22 protein-coding genes are annotated in these 22,612 nt (G+C 72.2%); 6 read left to right on the top strand and 16 right to left on the bottom strand.

Features of this window, described 5'->3' with window-relative positions; translation table 11 throughout:
• Positions 1-24 precede the first annotated feature (24 nt).
• The 8 genes from CCZ36_RS28140 to CCZ36_RS28105 all read right to left on the bottom strand — a co-directional run bounded on the left by CCZ36_RS28140 (position 25) and on the right by CCZ36_RS28105 (position 8,811).
• Positions 25-2,670: a polynucleotide kinase-phosphatase gene (locus CCZ36_RS28140; RefSeq protein WP_237302754.1), complete on the bottom strand. Its 2,646-nt coding sequence runs from the start codon at positions 2,668-2,670 to the stop codon at positions 25-27.
• On the bottom strand, positions 2,667-4,145 hold the full coding sequence (locus CCZ36_RS28135; protein WP_128818824.1) for a 3' terminal RNA ribose 2'-O-methyltransferase Hen1: 1,479 nt from the start codon (positions 4,143-4,145) through the stop codon (positions 2,667-2,669). Before CCZ36_RS28135 ends, CCZ36_RS28140 begins: the two co-directional genes overlap by 4 nt.
• 57 nt (positions 4,146-4,202) lie before the next feature.
• Positions 4,203-5,225, bottom strand: a complete 1,023-nt coding sequence (gene mmuM / locus CCZ36_RS28130; RefSeq protein ID WP_237302753.1) for a homocysteine S-methyltransferase — start codon at positions 5,223-5,225, stop codon at positions 4,203-4,205.
• 35 nt (positions 5,226-5,260) lie between these two features.
• Positions 5,261-6,184 carry an LLM class F420-dependent oxidoreductase gene (locus tag CCZ36_RS28125; protein ID WP_069741351.1) on the bottom strand — a complete coding sequence of 308 codons (924 nt, stop codon included), beginning with the start codon at positions 6,182-6,184 and terminating at the stop codon, positions 5,261-5,263.
• A gap of 91 nt (positions 6,185-6,275) precedes the next feature.
• Positions 6,276-6,797 (bottom strand): DUF6099 family protein, encoded by a 522-nt coding sequence (locus CCZ36_RS28120; protein WP_128818823.1) that lies wholly within the window; start codon positions 6,795-6,797, stop codon positions 6,276-6,278.
• 124 nt (positions 6,798-6,921) lie between these two features.
• Positions 6,922-7,281, bottom strand: a complete 360-nt coding sequence (locus CCZ36_RS28115) for a nucleotide pyrophosphohydrolase (RefSeq protein ID WP_069736890.1) — start codon at positions 7,279-7,281, stop codon at positions 6,922-6,924.
• 136 nt (positions 7,282-7,417) lie between these two features.
• Positions 7,418-7,822, bottom strand: coding sequence for a cell division protein SepF (locus CCZ36_RS28110; protein WP_006128240.1), 405 nt, complete (start codon positions 7,820-7,822; stop codon positions 7,418-7,420).
• A gap of 191 nt (positions 7,823-8,013) precedes the next feature.
• Positions 8,014-8,811 (bottom strand): DeoR/GlpR family DNA-binding transcription regulator, encoded by a 798-nt coding sequence (locus CCZ36_RS28105; RefSeq protein ID WP_069736932.1) that lies wholly within the window; start codon positions 8,809-8,811, stop codon positions 8,014-8,016.
• 228 nt (positions 8,812-9,039) lie between these two features.
• On the opposite strand from CCZ36_RS28105, the gene CCZ36_RS28100 reads away from it, so the two are divergent.
• Together CCZ36_RS28100 and CCZ36_RS28095 are read left to right on the top strand one after the other, a co-directional pair.
• Entirely contained in the window at positions 9,040-9,927 is an 888-nt protein-coding gene (locus tag CCZ36_RS28100; protein WP_128818822.1) for an SIS domain-containing protein, read from the top strand.
• A 26-nt stretch (positions 9,928-9,953) separates the two neighbouring features.
• A complete protein-coding gene (locus CCZ36_RS28095; RefSeq protein ID WP_128818821.1) occupies positions 9,954-10,622 on the top strand; it encodes a DedA family protein in 669 nt (222 codons plus the stop codon).
• 72 nt (positions 10,623-10,694) lie between these two features.
• Here CCZ36_RS28095 and CCZ36_RS28090 read toward each other — a convergent pair whose 3' ends face one another.
• The 5 genes from CCZ36_RS28090 to CCZ36_RS28070 form a co-directional block, all read right to left on the bottom strand.
• Positions 10,695-11,246, bottom strand: coding sequence for a hypothetical protein (locus CCZ36_RS28090; protein WP_128818820.1), 552 nt, complete (start codon positions 11,244-11,246; stop codon positions 10,695-10,697).
• Positions 11,247-11,523: 277 nt separating this feature from the next.
• The gene (locus tag CCZ36_RS28085; protein WP_128818819.1) at positions 11,524-12,591 is read right to left on the bottom strand and encodes a FecCD family ABC transporter permease; all 1,068 of its coding nucleotides are present in this window, start codon (positions 12,589-12,591) and stop codon (positions 11,524-11,526) included.
• Positions 12,588-13,625: a FecCD family ABC transporter permease gene (locus CCZ36_RS28080; protein ID WP_128818818.1), complete on the bottom strand. Its 1,038-nt coding sequence runs from the start codon at positions 13,623-13,625 to the stop codon at positions 12,588-12,590. The genes CCZ36_RS28085 and CCZ36_RS28080 overlap by 4 nt, the downstream gene beginning before the upstream one ends.
• Positions 13,626-13,675: 50 nt before the next feature.
• Entirely contained in the window at positions 13,676-14,728 is a 1,053-nt protein-coding gene (locus tag CCZ36_RS28075) for an iron-siderophore ABC transporter substrate-binding protein (RefSeq protein ID WP_069736884.1), read from the bottom strand.
• Positions 14,729-14,889: 161 nt separating this feature from the next.
• Positions 14,890-15,855, bottom strand: a complete 966-nt coding sequence (locus tag CCZ36_RS28070; protein WP_128818817.1) for a hypothetical protein — start codon at positions 15,853-15,855, stop codon at positions 14,890-14,892.
• A 182-nt stretch (positions 15,856-16,037) separates the two neighbouring features.
• Between CCZ36_RS28070 and CCZ36_RS28065 the strand changes: the two genes are divergently transcribed.
• Complete coding sequence (locus CCZ36_RS28065; protein ID WP_069736882.1) at positions 16,038-16,262, top strand: hypothetical protein; 225 nt, start codon at positions 16,038-16,040, stop codon at positions 16,260-16,262.
• A gap of 21 nt (positions 16,263-16,283) precedes the next feature.
• Here the strand turns inward: CCZ36_RS28065 and CCZ36_RS28060 are convergent, their stop codons facing one another.
• Positions 16,284-17,099: a helix-turn-helix domain-containing protein gene (locus tag CCZ36_RS28060; protein ID WP_176735217.1), complete on the bottom strand. Its 816-nt coding sequence runs from the start codon at positions 17,097-17,099 to the stop codon at positions 16,284-16,286.
• Positions 17,100-17,214: 115 nt separating this feature from the next.
• Between CCZ36_RS28060 and CCZ36_RS28055 the strand changes: the two genes are divergently transcribed.
• Together CCZ36_RS28055 and CCZ36_RS28050 are read left to right on the top strand one after the other, a co-directional pair.
• On the top strand, positions 17,215-17,649 hold the full coding sequence (locus CCZ36_RS28055) for a hypothetical protein (RefSeq protein ID WP_128818816.1): 435 nt from the start codon (positions 17,215-17,217) through the stop codon (positions 17,647-17,649).
• Between the two features lie 125 nt (positions 17,650-17,774).
• A complete protein-coding gene (locus tag CCZ36_RS28050; protein WP_069736880.1) occupies positions 17,775-19,301 on the top strand; it encodes a cryptochrome/photolyase family protein in 1,527 nt (508 codons plus the stop codon).
• Between the two features lie 28 nt (positions 19,302-19,329).
• Here the strand turns inward: CCZ36_RS28050 and CCZ36_RS28045 are convergent, their stop codons facing one another.
• Complete coding sequence (locus tag CCZ36_RS28045) at positions 19,330-20,673, bottom strand: aminotransferase-like domain-containing protein (RefSeq protein WP_128819774.1); 1,344 nt, start codon at positions 20,671-20,673, stop codon at positions 19,330-19,332.
• Between the two features lie 162 nt (positions 20,674-20,835).
• Between CCZ36_RS28045 and CCZ36_RS28040 the strand changes: the two genes are divergently transcribed.
• Positions 20,836-21,483, top strand: a complete 648-nt coding sequence (locus CCZ36_RS28040; RefSeq protein WP_069736879.1) for a LysE family translocator — start codon at positions 20,836-20,838, stop codon at positions 21,481-21,483.
• Between the two features lie 51 nt (positions 21,484-21,534).
• On the opposite strand, the gene CCZ36_RS28035 is transcribed toward CCZ36_RS28040, so the two are convergent.
• On the bottom strand, positions 21,535-22,593 hold the full coding sequence (locus CCZ36_RS28035) for a VWA domain-containing protein (protein WP_069736878.1): 1,059 nt from the start codon (positions 22,591-22,593) through the stop codon (positions 21,535-21,537).
• Positions 22,594-22,612 lie beyond the last annotated feature (19 nt).

Raw genomic sequence — 22,612 nt, 5'->3', positions numbered from 1 at the left:
ATCCAGGGGTGTCCGGCCCCGGGCTCAGAGCCGGGGGTCGACCGGCTCCGACTCCAGCGCCAGGACGGCGAACACCGCTTCGTGGATCCGCCACAGCGGTTCGCCCTCCGCCAGCCGGTCCAGGGCCTCCAGACCCAGTGCGTACTCCCGCAGCGCGAGCGAGCGCTTGTGGCCGAGGAACCGGGAGCGCAAGCGCTCCAGGTTCTCCGGGCGGGTGTACTCGGGGCCGTAGATGATGCGGAGATACTCCCGGCCCCGCACCTTGATGCCGGGCTGGACGAGGCGGCCCTTGGCGTCCCGGACGAGGGCGCCGAGCGGCTTGACGACCATGCCCTCGCCGCCGCGGCCGGTCATCTCCAGCCACCAGTCCACACCCGCGCGGACGGAGGCCTCGTCGCCGGTGTCGACGACGAGCCGGCGGGTGACCTGGAGCAGCCCGGTCGGGTCGTGCTCCACGAGCCGGTCGAGCCGGGCGAGCTGCTCGTCGTGCGGAACGGCGGCCAGGGAGCGGCCCTGGACGGCGAGGATCTGGAAGGGGGCCAGGCGCACGCCCTCCAGTCCGTCGGTGGGCCAGCAGTAGCGCCGGTACGCGTCGGTGAACGCGGCGGCGTCCTGCGCACGGGCCCGCTGGTGTCCGGCGAGGCCCGCCACCTCGACGCCCCGGGCGGCCGCCCGCTCCAGGGCGGCGACGGCCGGCGGGAAGACCGCCCCGGCCGCGGCGCCGACGGCGGCGTACTGCGAGCGCAGCAGGCCGCCCGCCTTCAGCGACCACGGCATCAGCTCGGCGTCCAGGAGCACCCAGTCGGTGTCCCACTCCGCCCAGAGCCCGGCGGCGGTGACGGCGCTGCGGAGCCGTGCCAGGACCTCCTCGGTCATCGTCGGGTCGTCCAGGAAGGGGCGGCCGGTGCGGGTGTACAGCGCGCCGGTGGGGCCCGCCGTGCCGAACCGCGCGGCCGCCGCCTCCGCGTCCTTGCAGACCAGGACCACGGCCCGGGAGCCCATGTGCTTCTCCTCGCACACGACCCGCTCGACGCCGTCCGCCGCGTACTGCGCGAACGCCTCGGCCGGGTGCTCCAGGAAGCCGTCCTCACGGGAGGTGGCGGTGGGGGCCATGGTGGGCGGCAGGTAGGCGAGGAGCTGCGGGTCGACGGCGAACCGGCTCATGACTTCGAGCGCGGCGGCGGCGTTCTCCTCGCGCACGGCGACACGCCCCATGTACCGGGTCTCGACGATCCGGCGGCCCTGGACGTCGGCGATGTCCAGCGGCCGGCCCTCCCGCCCTCCGGGCGCCTCGGTCACCAGCGGCTTGACCGGCTCGTACCAGACCTTCTCGGCGGGTACGTCGACGAGTTCGCGCTCCGGCCAGCGCAGCGCGGTCATCTTCCCGCCGAAGACGGCGCCGGTGTCCAGGCAGATGGTGTTGTTGATCCAGGACGTGGTGGGGACGGGGGTGTGGCCGTAGACCACGGTGGCGCGGCCCCGGTACTCCTCGGCCCATGGGTAGCGCACGGGCAGGCCGAACTCGTCGGTCTCGCCGGTGGTGTCCCCGTACAGCGCGTGCGAGCGGACCCGGCCGGAGGTGCGGCCGTGGTACTTCTCCGGCAGCCCGGCGTGACAGACCACCAGCTTGCCCTCGTCCAGGACGTAGTGGCTGACGAGGGAGTCGATGAACTCCCGCACCTGGCCCCGGAACTCGGGGTGCTCGGCGTCCTCGCGCTCCAGCTGTTCGACGGTCTCGGCGAGCCCGTGGGTGAGCTGGACCTTGCGGCCCGCGAGATACCGGCCGAGCTTGTTCTCGTGGTTGCCGGGGACGCAGAGGGCGTTGCCCGACGCCACCATGGACATCACGCGGCGCAGCACGCCGGGGCTGTCGGGGCCCCGGTCGACGAGGTCGCCGACGAACACGGCGGTGCGCCCCTCGGGGTGGGCGCCGTCCACGTAACCGAGCTTGCCGAGCAGGGTCTCCAGCTCGGAGCTGCAACCGTGGATGTCGCCGATGATGTCGAACGGGCCGGTGAGGTGGCGCAGGTCGTTGTACCGGCGCTCCAGGACCACTTCGGCGGTCTCGGCCTCCGCCTCGGTGCGCAGGATGTGCACCTTGCGGAAGCCCTCGCGCTCCAGGCCTCGCAGCGAGCGCCGCAGCTCGCGGCGGTGCCGCTGGATGACGTGGCGGGGCATGGAGGCACGGTCCGGGCGGGCCGCGTTGCGGGCGGCGCAGAGCTCCTCGGGGAGGTCGAGGACGATGGCGATGGGCAGGACGTCGTACTTCCTGGCCAGCTGGACGAGCTGCTTGCGGCTCTCGGACTGGACGCTGGTGGCGTCGACGACGGTGAGCCGCCCGGCCTCCAGGCGCTTGCCCGCGATGTAGTGCAGAACGTCGAAGGCGTCGCGGCTGGCGCTCTGGTCGTTCTCGTCGTCGGCGACCAGGCCCCGGCAGACGTCCGAGGAGACGATCTCGGTCGGCTTGAAGTGCTTGCGGGCGAAGGTGGACTTGCCCGATCCGCTGGCGCCGATGAGAACGACGAGGGAGAGATCGGTCACCGGCAGGGTACGCACGGGGCTCGGGGCGGCGGTCTCCGCGCCGGTCTCGGCGGACTCGGCAATCTCGGACTCGGCGGACTTGGCGGACTCGGCGGTCTCCGCTTCGGTGGTGCTGTGGTCGCTGTTCATGCGGCTTCCGCCTCCTTCTTCTGCTCGGTCTGCTCGGTGACGCGGGTGAACACGGCCATCTGGGTCGGCGGCCCCACCTCGGGGTCGTCCGGCCCGACCGGCACGTACCGGACGGTGTATCCGTGCCGCTCGGCTACCTGCCCGGCCCAGTCCCGGAATTCGGCCCGGGTCCACTCGAAGCGGTGGTCCCCGTGCCGGGCGTGCCCGGCCGGGAGGGTCTCCCAGCGGACGTTGTACTCGACGTTCGGCGTGGTCACGAGCACCGTCCCGGGGCGTGCGGCGCCGAACACCGCGTACTCCAGGGCGGGCAGCCGGGGCAGATCCAGGTGCTCGATCACCTCGCTGAGCACGGCGGCGTCATACCCGGCCAGCCGCTTGTCGGTGTAGGTCAGCGAGCCCTGTCGCAGGGTCACCCGGCCGGCCTGGCGCTCCCCCATCCGGTCCAGCTTGAGCCGCCGCGAGGCGATGGTGAGGGCACGCATCGAGACGTCGACGCCCACGATCTCGGTGAAGCGCACGTCCTTGAGGAGTGCCTGCACCAACTGGCCCTGGCCGCAGCCGAGGTCGAGCACGCGGCTCGCCCCGGCGGCGCGCAACGCGTCGAGGATCGCGGTCCGCCGGTGCTCGGCGAGCGGGACCGGCCTCTCCTCGGTGTCGGTGCTCTCGTCCACGGCGTTGTCGACGCTGTCCACGTCGAGGTCGTCCGACTCGGCGAGCCGGACCAGCTCCAGGGCCTGGTCGGCCTGGCGGGTGAGCCCCCAGCGGTGGAAAAGATAGCGCCGGGTGATCAGCGGCCGCTCCGGGTGGTCGGCCAGCCAGCCCTCCCCGGCCCGCAGCAGCTTGTCCACCTCGTCGGGCGCGACCCAGTAGTGCTTGGCGTCGTCGAGCACCGGCAGCAGGATGTAGAGCTGCCGCAGCGCGTCGGCCAGCCGCAACTCGCCCTCCAGCACCAGCCGTACGTAGCGCGAGTCGCCCCAGGCGGGGAACTGCTCGTCCAGCGGTACGGCCGTGGCCTCGACCCGCTCCCAGCCGAGCGGGTCGAACAGCTTGTGCACCAGCTCGACGCCGCCCCGGGCGGGCAGGGCGGGCACCTCGATCCGCAGCGGCAGCGGGCTCTCGGCCCGCTCGGGCATGGCCCGGCAGACCCCGCCGAGCGCGGACTTGAAGACGGCGGCGAGGGCCACCGACAGCAACGAGGACGCCGCGTAGGGGCGGTCGTTGACGTACTGCGCGAGCGCCGCGTCGGGCGCGCCTCCCCGGCCCTTGCCCTTGCCGCGTCGCACGAGCGCCACCGGATCCACCTCCAGCAGGAGTGCGGCCGTGCAGCGCTCCGCGGACGCCTCGGGGTAGAAGACGTGCGCGGAGCCGTGCGAGGTGGAGAACGCCTGCGCCCTGTCGGGATGCTTGTGCAGCAGGAAGCCCAGATCAGTGGCGGGACGCTCTTGGGTGCCGGTCGTACCGATGGTCAGGAACACGTGTCCGAGTATGATCCTCACCCCCTGTCCCCACCAGGCATTTTCGCCCCGCTTGCCCTACGTCTCCGCTCCCTCCGGGCTCTCCGGGTTCTCCGCTCCCTCCAGCTTCTCCGGGCTCGCCGGGTTCGCCGGGTTCTCCGGCTCTTCCGCCTCCCCCGACTCCACCAGCCGCCCGGCCAGCCCCGCTATGAGGTCAGGCCCCACCCGGCAGCAGCCCCCGACGAGCCGGGCGCCGGCCCGCGTCCAGGCCCGCACCCTGTCCGGGGTGAAGGTGGAGCGCCCGGTCCAGCCCCGCGCCCCGGCGTCCCAGCCCTCGCCGCTGTTCGGATAGACCACGGCGGGCCTGCCCGTGACCGCCACCGCCAGCTCGACCGCCGCCCGGGCCTCGTCCGGGTCGCAGCAGTTGACCCCGACCGCGAGGACGGACTCCCGCCCGGCCGCCACCGCGAACGCCTCCTCCAGCGGCTGGCCGGCCCTGGTCCGGCCGCCCGCCACGCTGTACGAGATCCAGTACGGCAGTCCGGTCTCCTCGGCCACCCGGACCAGGGCCTCCGCCTCGTCCAGATCCGGCACCGTCTCCAGCGCGAGAACATCGGGACCTGCCGCGGCGAGCGCCGCAACCCGGGGGCGGTGGAACCGCTCCAGCTCACCGACGCTCAGCCCGTAACGCCCCCGGTACTCACTGCCGTCCGCGAGCATCGCCCCGTACGGTCCGACCGACGCGGCGACCCAGGTCTCCCGCCCGGGCCCGGCCCGGCGCGCCGCGTCGGCGGCGCGCCGGGCCAGCTTCACACTGCGGGCGAACAGGGCCTCGGTCCCGGCCCGGTCGAGCCCGTACCTCCCGAACCCTTCGAACGTGGCCTGATAGCTCGCCGTGATGAGCACCCGTGCCCCGGCCCGGAGATAGGCGAGGTGAGCGGCCTCGATCTGTTCCGGCGCGTCGGCCAGCAACCGGGCCGACCACAGCACGTCGGACAGATCACAGCCCTGCGCCTCCAGTTGGTTGGAGAGCCCGCCGTCCAGCAGGACGGGCCCGGCGTCCAGCGCGTCGGCGAGCGTACCGCCGTTGCTCGCGGCCACCTCTGCCTCCTCGGTTCGGGTCAGGTCAGGTCAGGTCAGGTCAGCTGGGACTGGATCTGCGAGGAGATCAGTTCCAGATGGTCCAGGTCGTCCAGGTCGAGGATCTGGAGGTAGATCCTCTGCGAACCGATCGCCCCGTAGCGGCCGATCTTGTCGACCACTTCGGCGGGCGACCCCGCGAGGCCGTTCGCCTTGAGCTCCTCCACGTCCCGGCCGATCGCCGCCGCACGCCGGGCGACCTCGGCGTCGTCCTTGCCCGTGCAGACGATCAGCGCGTTGGAGTAGACGAGGTCGTCCGGAGAGCGCCCGTGCGCCTGCGCGGCGGCCCGGACCCGGCCGAACTGCTTCTCGCTGTCCTCCAGCGAGGCGAACGGGATGTTGAACTCGTCCGCGTACTGCGCGGCGAGGCGCGGGGTGCGCGTCGCTCCGTGGCCGCCGATCAGCACGGGCACCTTGGCCTGGGCGGGCTTGGGGAGCGCGGGCGAGTCGGTCAGCTGGTAGTAGGTCCCGTCGTAGCTGAAGGTCTTGCCGACCTCCGTCGCCCACAGCCCGGTGACGATCGCGAGCTGCTCCTCCAGACGGCCGAACTTCTCCTTGGGGAACGGGATGCCGTAGGCCTTGTGCTCCTGCTCGAACCATCCTGCGCCCAGGCCCAGTTCGATCCGGCCGCCGGACATCTGGTCGACCTGGGCCACCTGGATGGCCAGGACCCCCGGAAGCCGGAACGTGCCGGCGGTCATCAGCGTGCCGAGCCGGATCCGCCGGGTCTCGCGCGCCAGTCCGGCCAGGGTGATCCAGGCGTCCGTCGGTCCGGGCAGACCGTCGCCGGAGCCCATCCGGAGATAGTGGTCGGAGCGGTAGAAGGCGTCGAAGCCCAGGTCCTCCGTGGCCTTGGCGACGGTGAGCAAGGTGTCGTAGTCGGCCCCCTGCTGGGGCTCGGTGAAGATGCGAAGATCCATGTCTCCATCCTGCCTCCCCAGGGCCGTCGACCGCGCCGCGCCTCCCCCTCGGCGGCCCGTTGTCTCCGCTCAGCCTCCGCTCGGCCTCCGCTCAGGACCCCGCCGCCGACGGGGCGGGGCCGCGTATGCCGTACGGGCCGTCGCGCCCCCTCTCGCGATCCCGCTCCCGCTCTCGCTCCCGCTCCGCCAGGCGTCTCAGCATCCCGTGCACGCGGTCCAGTGATTCGTCCGCCGCGTCCATGGCCTCGATGCACTGCCAGTAGAGCCCGTCCTCCCCCGTGTCGCAGGCCACCCCGACCAGCGCGATCCCGGCCTCACCGAGCAGCAGCGCGAGCCCGGCCAGAGCCGGCCGGACCTCACCGATCCCCGACAACTGGGCGGCCCTGGCACCGCCGGAGATCACCGTCGGGTGGTCCAGCGCCGAGCAGCCGGCGCCGATCTCCCCCAGCGCCCGCGCCTCGCCCCGTAATTCCACCGGCCCGCACAGCGCCAGCCGACTGCCGACCGCCCGGGCGAGCGCCTGCGCCTGCCAGGCCTCCGCCATGACGTCCAGCGCGCCCCGACTGTCGGCCAGAGCCCGCCGACCCACCTCGATGAGTCGCTCCGCTTCCATCTGTCTCCCCCGTCCGTACGAAAACCCGCTCACCTCATTCATTACCCACAGTGAGGTAGACAGCACCGTAAGGCCAGAGGAAATCGGAAATCTGTGGACACGAAGTCGAATGTGGATATCTCGATCACTCCGAAGAGTGACGATCGGAGGGTTCGGCCGCGCTCGGCAGAGGGAAGCGCTCCTCGTTCCGCTCCAACTTGGCCACCAGTGCCGCCGTCGGGTCGATACCCAACACCTCGCAGAACTGCAGGAGATAGGCGAGCACGTCCGCCACCTCGTCGGTGACCCGGTGGGCGGATCCGGGGTCCTCCATGACCCCGGCCGACTGTTCGGGCGTCAGCCACTGGAAGATCTCCAGCAGTTCGGATGCCTCGACACTGAGCGCGGCGGCCAGGTTCTTCGGGGTGTGGTACTGGCCCCAGTCCCGCGCCGCCGCGAACGCGGCCAGCCGGCGCTGGAGTTCTGCCACATCGATGTCCGTCACAGCACCAGGTCTATCACCGCCCACCGACAGTGCCCGCCGCACGTCCGAGGCGCGGCCGGGGGCGGCGGCCGGACCGCTGCCGCCGCCCCCGCCCGCCACCCGGCTGCCACTCCGCCCGCCGCCCGGCCGCCGCTTCCTACGACTGGGCGAGGCCTGCGGGCGTGACTCCCTCGACCTCCATGCCGACCGGCGCCAGCAGGAAGACGTTGCGGTCGACGCGGTGCATCCCGCTGCCGAGACCGAAGACCACACCGCTGCTGAAGTCGAGAATCCGCTTGGCCACGTCCGTTTCCGCCGCCGTCAGGTCGAGCAGCACCGGAACCTGGGCGACGAGATACTCGGCGACCTCCCGCGCGTCCGCGAAGACCTGCACCCGCAGCACGACGAGGCGGCGCTGTTCGGCGGCGCGCTCGTCGGGCACGGTGCGGTGGTCGATCCGGGACGGCCACTCGTCACGGCCGCGCAGGGGTACGACCTGGGCGAGCCCCTCCCACTGTTCGTCGGTGGCGTCGTATCTGTCATACCTGTCGTACCTGCTCAACGGTCCACCCCGTCGTCGAGCCGGTCGGATGGGCACCGGCTGCACTCACTGTTCATCGGGCAATCCTCTCGCCCCTCACCCGTTCGGCGTACCAGCGACACGGCGAAGTCCGCGTCCGTGTCGCATCCGATACCCGGCGGACACCGGTTCATGACGGCCGGACCTTCGGCGCACTGCCGGACAGCGGACCGTCAGACCGTGATGACCTGGACCCCCGCCTCGCCGAACCGGCCCCTCGCCTCCGCGCCGATGCGGGAGTCGGTGACCAGGACGTCGACGAGGCCCAGGTCGCAGACGCGCGCGAAGGCCCGTTTGCCGATCTTCGAGGAGTCGGCCGCCACCACCACCCGCTGGGCCCGTTCCGCGAGCAGCCGGTTGACGCTGGCCTCGCCCTCGTGGTGGACGTACGCGCCGCGCTCGATGTCGATGGCGTTCACCCCGAGGACCGCGACGTCCAGCGTGATCTCGTTCATCACGCCGACCGCGAGCGGGCCCGTCAGCTCGTACGACTGCGGCCTCGCGACGCCGCCCGTCACGACCATCTTGATCTGCGGACGGATCGCCAGCTCGCTCGCGATGTTGAGGGCGTTGGTCACCACGGTCAGCGTCGGCTGGCCGCCCGCCACCGGCGTCTCGCCCACGATGTCCGGGCGCACGGCCAGCGCCCTGGCCACCTCGGTCACGGTCGTCCCGCCGGTCAGGCCGACCACCTCGCCGACGGCCACGAGGCCGGACACCGCGCGGCCGATGGCCTGCTTCTCCGGCGCATGGCGGCCCGTCTTGTAGCGGAGGGCCAGTTCGTAGGAGACGCCGTGCGCGACCGCGCCGCCCCTGGTGCGGGTGAGCAGATGCTGTTCGGCCAGCTGGTCCAGATCGCGGCGGATGGTGGCGGCCGAGACGTCGAGCGCCGTCGCCGCCTCCTCGACGTCCACCCTGCCGTGCTTGCCGACCAGTTCCAGCAGCGCGTCCCACCGGGCGTCCCTGGACAAGAGCATCTCCTCACCGTCCGGCGCGGGCACCGCGTTTCGCGGGAACGCGGTCGCCGGGGGCCGGACCGCCGCAAGCGTCGCACAAGGCCCGTCGGGAGCCCTCCACCCACCTGCTCCTTGCTTGTTTTTGCTCGATAACTGCATGTAACGTGCAAAATTCTACATGCGGGGTGATCGCCCCGCTCAGCCCCCATCCCGTGGTCCACCTCGTTCCCGTGGAGTGCAGACATGTCGTATGCCGAGACCGAGACAGCCAGTCAGCCCGCCTGCTGGCGGCGCGCCGCAGCCCTGGCCGGCGGCCCAGAGGCCGCCGGCCTGCCCGTCGCGGGCGAGCGCGTCGCGGTCGTCGGCTGCGGCACCTCCTTCTACATGGCGCAGGCCTACGCCGGGCTCCGCGAGGGCTCGGGACAGGGCGAGTCGGACGCGTTCGCCGCCTCCGAGTTCCCCTTCGGACGCGGCTACGACCGGGTCGTCGCGCTGACCCGGTCGGGGACCACGACCGAGGTGCTGGAGCTGCTGAACCGGCTGCGCGGCACCACCCCCACGGTGGCCGTGACGGCGGACCCGCGGACTCCGGTCAGGGCGGCGGCCGACGATCTCGTCGTCCTGGACTTCGCCGACGAGCGGTCCGTCGTCCAGACCCGTTTCGCCACGACCGCCCTCACCCTGCTGCGGGCCCACCTCGGGCTGCACTCCGACGCCGTCGTCGCGGACGCGGAGGCCGCCCTCGCCGAGCCGCTCCCCGGCGAACTGCTGCGGAGCACCCAGTTCTCGTTCCTCGGGCGGGGGTGGACGGTCGGCCTGGCCCACGAGGCGGCGCTGAAGATGAAGGAGGCGTCGCTGTCCTGGACGGAGTCGTACCCGGCGATGGAGTACCGCCACGGCCCCATCAGCATCTCCACCGCGGGTACCACGACCTGGATGTTCGGCGAGGCACCCGAGGGCCTGCCGGAGCAGGTGCGCGCGACGGGTTCCCAGTGGGTGAGCGGCTCCCTCGACCCCTTGGCCGATCTCGTACGCGTACAGCGTCTCGCCCTCGCCCGGGCGGCGGCCCGGGGGCTCGACCCCGATCTGCCGCGCCACCTGAGCCGTTCGGTGGTGCTCGACGGGGCCTGAGGCGCGGGCCGCACGACCATGGAGGCATGCACCTGACCCTGTCCGCGGCGGCCCGCCGACTGTCTGCGGCCCCGGAGCCCCAGGGGGGCCTCGCCGGCTGGGCCGCCGGCCTGGTCGAGACGTTCGGCGGCCCCGGCGCGGGTGCGGCCATCGCACTGGAGAACGTGTTCCCGCCGCTGCCGAGCGAGGTCATTCTGCCGCTGACCGGGTTCGCCGCCTCGCAGGGCGTGCTCAGCATCGCCTCGGCGCTGTTCTGGACGACGCTCGGCTCGGTCGTGGGCGCGGTGGTCCTGTACGGCGTCGGCGCCTTGTTCGGCCGGGAGCGGATGCACGCCTGGTGGGCGAAGCTGCCGCTGGTGAAGGCCTCCGACCTGCTACGGACGGAGGCGTGGTTCGCCCGGCACGGCACAAAGGCGGTGCTGCTGGGCCGGATGGTGCCGGTGTTCCGGAGCCTGATCTCGGTGCCCGCGGGTGTGGAGCGCATGCCGCTGCCGGTGTTCGTCGCGCTGACGGCGGCGGGCAGTCTGGTGTGGAACACCGTGCTCGTGATGGCCGGATACTGGCTCGGCGACCAGTGGGACGTCGTGGGGTCCTACGTCGGCCTCTCGTCCCAGGTCGTCCTGGCGCTGGCCGCCGTGGCCCTCGCGGGCTACGTCGTCATGCGGGTCCGGAGCCGCCGACGCGGGAAGCCCTGACGGCACGGAGCGGTCCACGGGACACCCCGGAGGGGTGCCCCGCGCGCGACCGCTCAGGACCCGACGTGGGCGTCACTCCTCGAAGTAGGCGTCCAGGGCCTTGTCCAGCTCGGCCGGCCAGCCCTTGAGCTCACTGCGACTGGCCGCCTCGACCTCGGCGTTGAACCAGCGGCGGCTCGACAGGTGGACGGTCACCGTGAACCTGCGGCCGAAGCGGGCCGGAGTGGTCTCCACCGCACCGATCTCGTCCCAGCCGAACTCGGCCTCCTGGTCGTCCAGACGGAACCGGACACCTTCCCGGGCCACCCGGATCGAACCGCGCCGGTCGCTCACCTCGAAGACGGGGCCCTCTTCGGCATCGGCATCCGCATCGGCGTCCGCATCGCCGTCGCTGTCGCCGTCGACCGCCGCCGCTTCGTCCACCGCCTCCGGTTCCCCGTCGGCCTCACCCTCCGCGGCCGTCGGCCCAGCCTCGTCGTCGCGGACCCCCTCCGCCTCCGGACCGGCCTCCGCTTCCGGCTTGCGGGTACCGGCGGGGGCCGCCAGTCCGGGCAGGGGGATGAACGCCGGGTCGGTGCCTGCGGCGAACTCGGGCTTCTTGTTCGAATCTATGCTCTGCTCCACGGCGGGCAGTATGGTCGACGAACCTGTACGTGACCAGTCGCCACTGCTCCGGTCGGCCGACGGGTGCCGGAATTTGCCGGGCGGCCACGGAGGTTGACCCCCTTCGTGACGCAACGCGCAGGACCGCGCGCCCCGTCCGACGAAGCCCTCTCCGGCCTCCTCGGCCGACAGCGGTTCGCACGGTGCTGGGCATCTGACGGGCAGGGCGGCCGGGCGAGCCGGGCGGGACCGGTCCTCCCCCGCTCCGCCGCGCGCCCGGCCCCGAGCCGTCCGGTCCTCAGAGCACGCCCTTGCGCCACTCCCGTACCAGCAGATAGCCGAGATACGCGCCGCCGATCGCCATGGTGTAGATCCCGACCGGCAGGTCGTCGAAGAGGGTCAGCTGCTGGGAGCAGAGGTCCGCGAGGACCAGCAGCAGGCCGCCGGTGAGGGCGGAGAGCAGCAGGTGGGGTCCGGAGCCGCGGGTGAGGCGCCGGGCGATCTGAGGGGCGGTCAGGGCGATGAAGGCGATGGGGCCCGAGACGCTGACCGCGGCGGCCGAGAGGGCGATGGCCAGGAGCACGGCGAAGGTCTTGGCCTTCTTCGGCTCGGCGCCGAGCCCTTCGGCGATGTCGTCGCCCATCTCGCCGACTTCGAGCCGTCGGGAGATGAGAGCGGCCGGCAGGGTGGCGGCGAGCAGGACCAGCCAGACCGTGGTGGCGTCGGTCCAGGAGCGGGCGGTCAGGCTGCCGTTGACGTACGCGGTGAGGACGGAGGCCTTGTCGCGTTCCAGGGCGTAGACGACGTACTGGGTGAGGGCCGCGCCCATCGCGGCGACCCCGATGCCCGCGATGACGAGCCGGGCGGGATTGCGGAAGCCGGTGCCGGTGGAGACGTACACGAGGGCCATCGCGAGGAGGGCGCCGATGAGCGCGCCGACGGGGACCGGGACGGTGTCGGGGAACATCAGCGCGCAGAACGCGGCGCCCGCGCCGGCCCCGGCGGAGAGCCCGATGACGTCCGGGCTGCCGAGCGGGTTGCGGGTGACGGACTGGAACAGCGCGCCGGACAGGCCGAGCGCCGCGCCGACGCCGATGGCGACGGTGAGGCGGGGGCCGCGCAGCCGGTTGAAGACGAACCGGTCCTTGCCCTCGGCGTCCCCGACGAGGGCGGCGGGCAGGTCGGCGAGGTCGATGCCGAGCCGCCCCCAGGCCAGGGTGGCCACGGCGGCCGCGAGGAGGAGCACGAAGAGCCCGATCCCCGCGAACACGGAGGCCCGTCGCATGGGTAGCGCGACGGTGCTGCCGACGGTCAGATAGCCCCGGGGCACCTTGCGGACGGGAGCGGTGCGGTCGGTGACGGTCATGAGGTGCCCCGCATCCTGCGTACGGCGATGAGCAGCGCGGGTGCGCCGATGAAGGCGGTGACGACGCCGACCATGAGTTCGGTGGGCCGCATGACGACCCGGCCCACCACGTCCGCGAGGAGCAGGAGGGTGGGGCCCATCAGGGCGGAGAAGAGGATCTGGGCGCGGAAGTCGACGCCGACCAGGGCCCGTACGACGTGCGGGACGGCGAGGCCGACGAAGGCGATCGGGCCGACGGCGGCGGTCGCGGCGGCGCTGAGCAGGGTGGCGGCGATGAGTCCGCCGGCCCGCGTGCGCCCGGGATGCGAGCCGAGGGCGACGGCGGTCGCGTCGCCGAGGGCCAGGGCGTTGAGGCCGGGGCCGAGGGCGAGGGCGATCAGGAAGCCGACGGCGGCGAACGGCAGGACGGACCAGAAGACGTCGAAGTCCCGGCCGCCGAGCGCTCCGACGACCCAGTAGCGGTAGCTGTCGAAGACCTGCGGTTTGCTGAGGGTCACCGCCTGGATGAACGCCATGAGGACGGCGGTGAGCACGGCTCCGGCGAGCACCAGGCGCACCACGCTCGTCCCCGTACCGGCGGAGCCGATGACATGGACGAGGACGCCTGCGATCAGCGCTCCGGGCAGCGCCCACCACATGGTGTCGGTGGCACCGGAGGCCCCGAGCCAGGCGGTCGCGGCGACGATGCTCGCGGAGGCGCCGGCGTTGATGCCGAGGAGGCCCGGCTCGGCCAGCGGGTTGCGTGAAACGCCCTGCATGAGGGTGCCCGCGACCGCGAGGCAGACCCCGGCGAGGACGCCGAGGACGGTGCGGGGGTAGCGGCTCTCGATGATGGTGGTGACATTGTGGTCGGCGGTGCCTCCCAGGACGTCGAGGACATCGCCGAACGACGTGGAGCGGCTGCCGAACATGACGCTGGCGCAGAGCGCGAGCGCCAGCACGGCCAGGCCGAGGAGCAGGAGGAACGCCGACCGAGCGGCGCCGGTACGCGAGGTACCGGCGCCGCTCGGCGGTGCGACCGTGGTGGTTGCCATGGGAGTGGAGTGTGCCTCGGGGGCTCGGCGGTCCGGATACCCGGCCGGGGTTACTTGCCGGCGGTCTTGACGGCCTCGTCGATGAGCGGCAGGTAGCGCTCGATCGTCCACGGCACGGTCAGCGGGTTGATGATCGAGGAGGCGGTGACGAAGGAGTTGTCGTTGCTCGCGACGACGGCGCCCTTCTTGATCGCGGGGATCTCGCCGTACAGCTTCTGGCCCTCGATCTCCTTGCGGTTCTTCGCGTCCGTGTAGAACGTGAAGATCACGTCGCTGTCCTTGAGCTTCTCGGCGTTCTCCAGGCCGATGAGGGCCGAGTCGGTGCCGGGGGTCTCCTTGAAGCCGTTGACGACCGGGTCGACCTTCAGGCCGAGCGAGGAGACCATCTTGACGCGCTGCTCCTCGGGCTTGAAGACGCCGAGGGTGCCGGGGCCGGAGTTGTAGATGTACGAGAAGGTGACGTCCTTGTAGTTCGGCCGGGTGGCCGCGGCGTCGGCGAGCTGCTTCTCGATCTTCGCCTTGAGACCGTTCGTGTCCTCGGTGCGGCCGAGCGCCTTGCCGATGATGTCGATCTGCTGGTCCCAGTCGGTGCTCCACGCCTGGTCCGGGTAGGCGACCGTGGGGGCGATGTCCTTGAGGACGTCGTACTGCTTCTGCGTGATGCCCGACCAGGGGGCGAGGATGACGTCCGGCTCCAGCTCGGTGATCGCCTCGAAGTCGATCTCCTCGCCGCCGGTGAACTGCTTCGGGAGCTTGTCGCCGGACTTCTTGACGGCTTCGTTGATCCACGGCAGGTAGCCGGACTTGTCGCTGCCCCACGGGTAGCTCTCGATGCCGACCGGCGTCTGACCGAGGGCTATCGCGGTCTCGGCCGAACCCTGGCCGAGGGTGACGATACGTTCGGGCTTCTCCTCGATCTTCGCGGTGCCGAGCGAGCTCTTGATCGAGACGGGGAAGGCGCTGCCGCTCTTGGCCGAGTCCTTCGCCCCGTCCTTCGTGTCGCCGTCGCCGTCCGAGGAGCAGCCGACCAGGGCGACGGCGAGAGCGACGGTGGTGGCCGTGGCGGCGAGAGTGTGGCGGCGCACGCGGGTGAAGCCGAGCATGGAGGGTCCTCAGGTTGACCGAGCAATGAAGGTTAGGCAAGCCTAAGCCAGACGGGTGAGTGGCTCAAACGCGCCCCCCCTCTCACCACCGGCCGCGGACGCTCCCCTCGATACCGCCGCTCCGGCAGGAGTGGCGACGCAAAGGGCGGAGCGGACGGCACTCAGTGGCCGTGATCGGTGGACTCCCCGTCCCGCGGCGCGGGCTTCTCGGCGGCCGCACCCCCGGCGTACACGGTGAAGGCGGCTGTACGGACCTTCCCCTCGTGCCGGAAGTCGAGGAAGAGCCGGTAGGCCCCCTTGCTCGGGGCCGTCGCGGTGAAGGAGACCTCGGGCCCGGACTCCGTACTGCCGTCGCCCGGTTCGCCGTTCGGGTGGACGTGGAGGTACGCCAGGTCTCCGGCGCGCAGCGCGACGAGGTGGCCGTACGCACCGAGGTAGGGCTGGAGGTCGGTGACCGGCTTGCCGTCCTTCTCGACCTCCAGCTTCAGTTCACTGCCCGCCCCGGGGCGCAGCGCCCCGTCGAGCGTGACCTCGTACCCGTCGACGGTCACCGTCCGCTCGGCCTTCGGCAACGGCCCGGGGCGCGCGTCGCCGGAGACGGCGAGGTCGGCGCCCAGGGTGACGCCCTCGGCGTTCTTCTCGTCGGGGGTGAAGTCGGCGAAGACCCGGTAGCCGCCGGCCTCGGGCAGCTCGACAGGGGTGGACCAGGTGCCGTCGGCGGCCCGCGCGGGGTGCAGGTGCCGGTAGGTGGTGAGGTCGCTCGACGCCACGATCAGGTGCAGCTCCTTGCCGTGCTCACGACGGAACGCGGTCACGTTGCGGGAGGTGTCCTCGTCGACGACGGCGAAGCGGAGCTCGGCGGGCTCACCCGCCTCGATGCGCGGCGTGTCGAGGTCGAGGGTGAACCCTCCCTGCGAGACCTGGAGGCCGCCGGGAAGGTCGGCCGCCTCCCCCGCACCCTTCTCGGCCACCGGGCGCTCCCTCTCACCGTGGCTCTCCCCGCTCTCCTGGTGGGACGGCTCCTTCGGCGGGGCCACGGGATCCAGCGCGCCGCCGACCGCGTACGCCGACCCGAAAGCCGCCGCGAGCCCTGCGGCGAAAGCCGTGATCTTGAGACCGATCTGCATGACCCACCACTCCCTCGTCGAGGCCGCCGGAACGCGACCACTCACCACCCACGATACCCCCCAGGGGTATCAAGTCAACCGGAGGCGATCTTGTCGGCGGTACGCGGAACACGGAGGATGAAGCTGACCGGACCGGCGAGGCACGGGGAACGGACCGGCGTGGCACGGGGAAACGGGGATCCATGGGGACGTTCGTCGCACTGCTGGCAGGCATCGGCGCGGTGTGTGCGTGGTGTGTGGTGGTGCTGGTCCGGCGCGGGCGTCGCGGGGCCACCGAGAACGCGGACGGGCTGCTGATCGAGCAGGCCGCCCGGCTGAGGGCCCAGCAGTCGCGGAGCGCGGGGCGGGACTTCCGGGCCCACCCCCACGGAGGGTCGGGCTCCGGTCCGGGGCCGCGCCCCTCCTGACCAGCGGCCCGGCCGACCCGGCTACCGCGCCCCGCCGCCCAGCGCGGCCAGGGTGCGCAGCAGGGTGTCGGTCTGCTCGTCCATCGGGAAGAACGACTCCACCGCGAGTTCCGACAGGGTCACGTCGGCGGGGGCCCCGAAGGTGGCGATCGTGCTGAAGAACGCCATGTCGCCGAGCGGCGTACGGATGCGCAACGGGACGACGATGCCGGTCGGGTCCACCGGGCCGGGGTCGGCGTCCAGGTCCGCCGGGGCCGGGTAGGCGGAGACCTCTTCGTACAGCTCCCGCAGGTCGTGGTGGCCGGTGGTGTCCGCCTGGTGCCGCAGCCGGCCCAGCGCGTGGGCGCGGACCTGGGCGAAGTTCAGGCACTGGGAGGCGAGCCCGTCCGGGTGCAGGATCAGCCGCATCACGTTGCCGCCCGACTCCGTCAGATGCGGCGGCACGGTGCCGAGGAGCAGGGACATCGCGTCGTTGCGGTCGACGATGTTCCAGATCCGGTCGATCGCGGCGGCCGGGTAGGGCTCGTGTCCGGCCAGCATCGCCCGGATCGCCGAGCGGGCCATGGCCATCCGGTCGCTGTCGAGCGGCGACTCCCGGTAGGCGGGGGCGTAACCGGCGGCCAGCAGCAGGCCGTTGCGGTCCCGCAGCGGGATGTCGAGGTGCTCGGCGAGCCGGAGCACCAGCTCGCGGCTCGGCCGGGCGCGGCCCGTCTCCACGCAGGAGAGATGGCGGGTGGAGGAGTCCGCCCGCAGGGCCAGGTCGAGCTGGCTGAGCTTGCGGCGGCGGCGCCACGAGCGAAGCAACGGGCCTATGCGGGAAGGACCTTGGGTCTCCATGATCCCACCGTATCCGTGGGTCACCGACCGGGCGTTCTTGACCTGGGAGGTCATGGAGTCCCGGCCCCCGCGCGTGGCACGGTGGCGTCGACCCGCCGCACGAAGGAGATCCGCGATGACGTACACCCTCGCCCCGTCCGCAGCGACGGCCCCCGCACCGGACACCGCCCGCTTCCTCCGGCTGGTGCTGCGCGTGGACAGCGTGAGCACCGCCGTGATGGGCCTCGTGCTCGTCGCGGCCGCCGCGCCGCTCGGCTCGCTGACCGGAATGCCGGTGGCCTTCGCCGTCGCGTTCGGGGTGTTCCAGCTCGGCGGAGCGGGCTGCCTCGCCCTGATCGCGGGCTATCCGGTGATCCCGCCCGCCCTGGCCAGGACCGTCGTCGCGGTCAACGCCGTGTGTGCGGTCGGGTGCGTGGTGATCGCCTTCGCCGACTTCGTACCGCTCAACGGGTCCGGAGTGGTGTTCCTGCTGATCGGCGCAGTGATCGTGGCGGTCTACACCGCGCTCCAGTACACGGGGCTGCGGCGGATGACGGCGGCGGCGGCCTGAGCGGGGGCCGCCTGACCTGCCCGGCGACCGTGCGTTCGTGGCGCGGCGTGGCGTCGCGGGAGCCGTCCTCTCGCTCCCTAGCGTGACGGGGGGCGGGGCCTCCGACGACAGGACAAACGCATCTCATGGCACCACGCACCCACTGGCTCTTCGGGGACCAGCTCGGCCCCCACTTCCTGGATCCGCGCGACGGCGGCCCGGACGCCCACTCCCCGCTCCTGATGATCGAGGCCCGGTCCGTCCTGCGCCGGCGCCGCTTCCACCGGGCCAAGGCCCACCTCGTCCTCTCCGCGATGCGGCACCGGGCGGCCGAACTGGGCGACCGGGTCCGCTACGTCCGGGCCGAGACCTACGCCGAAGGGCTGGCGGAGGCGGGATTCGGCGACGGGGGCGGCGGAGGCGGCCGACTGACGGTCTGTCACCCGACGTCCCGGGCCGCACTGGACTTCGTGACCGCCCGGGACGGGATCGACGTGCTGCCGGCCCGGGGGTTCCTGCTGGCCCAGGCGGAGTTCGGGGCGTGGGCCGAGGAACACGGGGGCGACCGGCTGCGGATGGAGGGTTTCTACCGGTGGGTGCGCCGGGAGCACGATCTGCTCATGGACGGCGACGAGCCGGCCGGCGGAACGTGGAACCTCGACCACGACAACCGCGAGCCGCCGCCCCGGAGCGTGGAGACCCTGGACGTCCCCGCGCCCTACCGCCCGCACGAGGACGAGATCGACGACGAGGTGCGCCACGATCTCGACCGCTGGGAGCGGGACGGCGAAGTCACGTTCGTCGGCCGCGACGGACCCCGCCGCTTCCCCGTCACCCGGCGGGAGGCGCTGGCCGCGCTGCGGCGTTTCGTCGCCCACCGCCTCGCCGACTTCGGCCGGTACGAGGACGCGATGCTCGCGGCCGACCCCGTGATGAGCCACAGTCTGCTGTCCGTCCCCCTCAACCTGGGGCTCCTGGACCCCGCCGAGTGCGTCGACCGGGCCGAGGAGGCATGGCGCGCGGGAGAGGCGCCGCTCAACAGCGTCGAGGGGTTCGTCCGGCAGATCGCGGGCTGGCGGGAGTACGTGTGGCAGCTGTACTGGCACTTCGGCGAGGAGTACCGGCACCGCAACGCGCTGGGCCACCGGACCCCGCTGCCCCGCTGGTTTCTCGATCTGGACGCCGACGAGGTCACCGCGAACTGCCTGTCCACGGTGCTGGCCCAGGTCCGCGACACCGGCTGGACGCACCACATCCCGCGGCTGATGGTGCTGGGCAGCCGGGCCCTCCAGGACGGCTGGGACCCGGCTGCCGTGACCGACTGGTTCCACCGGTGCTTCGTCGACGGCTACGACTGGGTGATGCTGCCCAATGTCGTCGGCATGTCGCAGTACGCCGACGGCGGCCGGATGACGACCAAGCCGTACACCTCCGGCGGGGCCTACATCAACAGGATGAGCGACCTGTGCGGGCCCTGCGCCTACCGCCCCGCCGACCGCACCGGCGAGCACGCCTGCCCGTACACGGCGGGCTACTGGGCCTTCCTGCACCGCCACCGGGCCCCCCTGGGCGCCAACCACCGGATGGCCAGGGCGGTCAAGGGCCTGGACCGGCTGAAGGACCTCGACGGGCTCCTGGAGGAGATCGCGGAGCGCGGCGACCGGGCGCCCTGACTCCCGTCGGCTCCCCGGGCCCGGGGCCTCAGTCCCCCGCGAAGTCGTCCGGGGCCGACCGGGCGAGACCGGCGAGGGTCGCGAGGGTCCGGGAGAGCACCTCCCTGGTGGGGGACGCGAGCCCGAGGCGGATCGCGTGCGGGCCGCGGGGGCGGCCGGCGGAGAACGCCGCGGCCGGGGTCACCGCTATGCCGTGCCGCGCGGCGGCGGCCACGAAGATGTCGGAGCGCCAGGGGGCGGGCAGCTCCCACCAGAGGTGGTACGACGACGGGTCGCTGCGGGTGCGGAAGTCGCCCAGGTGGCGTTGCGCGATCTCCTGACGCGCCCCGGCCTCCCGCTGCTTGGCCCGTACGAGTGTGGCGACGACCCCGTCCTCCCGCCACCGCACCATCGCCTCCAGGGGGAACCGCATGGGCGTCCACCCACCGGAGCGCACGGCCGCCGCGACCCGGCCCTCCAGTGCGGCGGGGGCCACGGCGAACCCGAGGGACAGGCCCGGGGAGAGCCGCTTGGAGAGGCTGTCGACGAGGACGGTGTGCTCGGGGGCCCGCGAGGCGAGGGACGGCAGGTCGTCCCGGAGGAACGACCAGACGGCGTCCTCGATCGCGTGGATCCCGCACGTCAGCAGCACGTCGGCCAGGCGGTCGAGCCGCAGCGCGGGCATGGTGAGCGACAGCGGGTTGTGGAGAACCGGCTGTACGTAGACGGCGTGCAGCGGTTCGGCGCGGTGCGCCTCTTCGACCGCCTCCGGGATCAGCCCGTCCCCGTCCATCGCCAGCGGTACGAGGGTGACGCCGAGCCGGGCCGCGACGGCCTTGAGCACCGGATAGGTGTACTCCTCCACGCCCAGCCGGGCGCCCGGCCGGGTCAGCGCGGAGACGGCGGCCGAGATGGCCTGGCGGCCGTTCCCGGTGAACAGGACGCGCTCCGGATCCGGCCGCCCTCCGCCCCGTACGAGGAGATCGGCGGCCGCCTCGCGGGCGGCGGGCGTGCCGGCGGGCCCGACCGGGCGGAGCACCTGCTCCAGGTCATCGGAGCGCACCAGCTTCTCCAGGCCCTCGGCGAGCAGCCCGGCCTGTTCGGGGACGACGGGGTGGTTGAGCTCCAGGTCGACCCGGTGGGTGGCGGGCTCGGAGAGGGCCGGCGCGGGAGCGGGGGCGCCAGGCGCGGCCGCGACGAACGTGCCGCGTCCGACCTGGCCGACGGTGAGGCCCCGGCGGGCGAGCTCCTGGTAGACGCGGACGGCGGTGGAGTTGGCGATCGCCTGGCGCCGGGCGAACTCCCGCTGCGGAGGCAGGCGTTCCCCCGGCCCGAGCCGACCGGACGCGATCTCCTCCGCCACGGTGTCCGCGACGGACCGGAAGTCCTTCACGGGCTTCACCTCCTTGGTCGGCCGCATCGAAACACATCATTGCACCGAGTGCAATGTCCCCTATTGAGCCGAGTCGGAGCGCGAACATAGACTCGCATTGCACCGAGCCGCGCGGCCGGGACCGGAGCATCGACCGAGGCATGAACAGGGCGGCGGACAGGCATGGTTGAGCTGAGCGGAGTCCTCGGGGTCGCGATGATCGCCCTGGGCATGGTGCTCACCCCGGGCCCGAACATGATCTATCTCGTCTCCCGGAGCATCACCCAGGGGCGACGCGCGGGGGTGGTCTCCCTCGGCGGTGTGGCCGTGGGCTTCCTGGTCTATCTGGTGGCCACGAATCTCGGTCTGTCGGTGGTCTTCCTCGCGGTGCCCGAACTGTATGTGGCGGTGAAACTGGCCGGGGCCGGCTACCTGGCCTATCTCGCCTGGACCGCCCTGCGGCCCGGGGGCGTCTCCGTCTTCGCACCCAAGGAGATGCCGCACGACTCCCCGCGCAGGCTGTTCACCATGGGCCTGATGACGAACCTGCTCAATCCGAAGATCGCCATCATGTATCTCTCCCTCATCCCGCAGTTCATCAGCCTGGAGGCGGGAAACGTCCTTCTCCAGGGCTTTGTGCTGGGCTCGGTCCAGATCGTGGTGGCCCTCACCGTCAACCTGGGCATCGTCCTCGCGGCGGGAGCGATCGCCGTCTTCCTCGCCCGGCGTCCTTCCTGGCTCCGCGCCCAGCGCTATCTGATGGGCACCGCCCTGGGCCTGCTGGCTGTATCGGTCGCGACGGACACCACGGCTCCGGCGACCTCGGGCTGAACGGCCGCCCGGGGCCGGGAGCGCCACCCGGGCCGGGAGCGTCGCGGCGGGTCAGAGCATGATGAGCAGACGCGTGTCGGCCTTGAGCTTCCTGTTCACCGAACGGCTCTGGACGTACACCTCCAGCTTGGGGTTGTTGCCCGCCTTCACGGAGACGGTTCCGCGGACTCCGGCGCCGAACAGGAGGTTGCGCGCAGCCTCGCCCGTGTAGGCGCGGTCGGTGGCCTTCTCGACGACGATGACCTCCTTGTCGGGCTGCACCTGGACCCGGGAGCCCAACTGGTAGTAGCAGGAGCCGCGTTCGTACGTGACGCCCGGGTGCGAGTCGACGAAGGCGCGGATCTCCATCTCCTTGTCGACCTTGAGCAGCCGGTACTTGTCGGCCGCGACCGGTTCGAGGGTGGCCCGCACGTCGTCCACGGATATGTCCTGGCCGACGGCGAACAGGTTCTTCGTTCCGCGGACGCCCTGTTCGCGGCCGCGCAGGAAGCTGGTCGCGGCGGCGCGCACGGTGCCGATCGCGTCCTCGACGCCCTTCTGGGAGTCCGCGTCCCAGATCGCGATGTTGCCCGCCGGGAAGCCGTAGTTCTGGGCGGTGCGCTTGGCCAGGGAGTTCGGCACGAGGATGGCGGAGGTCCAGTGCCCCGGGAGCCCGTTCATCTTCGCGGTGATCCGGTCGAGCCAGGGGCCGAGGATGGTCATGTCGCCGTCGTGGCGCCGGTCGCCGCCGGAGGCGTTCTCCTCGCCGTCCGTCACGACGATCTGGAGGAAGCTGTGCTCGCCGTACTCCTCCCAGATGTGGCCCAGGTCGTCCAGGGACTTCAGCGAGGCCTCGATCAGAGCCGTGGCCCCGTTGTTGACCTTGTACAGCCCGCGCATGGACGGGAGGTGCTTCACATCCATGTCCCAGACCAGATTCTCCACCCGGTGGTCGAAGGAGTAGAGGCTGATCCGGGTCTCGTGGCCCAGGCTGTCCGACTCGGCCTTCAGCCCCGCCACGAACTCGTCGACGACGCGGATCAGCTGCCCCTGGTGCGGGTTCATGGAACCGGAGGCGTCCACGACCAGAGCGACGTGATTCACCTTGTGCTGGATCCTGTTGGCGGACATGGGTGTGGCCCCCTTCTCC

The sequence above is a fragment of the Streptomyces sp. S063 genome (assembly GCF_002832675.1).
Lineage (GTDB): Bacteria > Actinomycetota > Actinomycetes > Streptomycetales > Streptomycetaceae > Streptomyces > Streptomyces sindenensis.
This window is presented reverse-complemented; position numbering and strand designations above follow the sequence as displayed.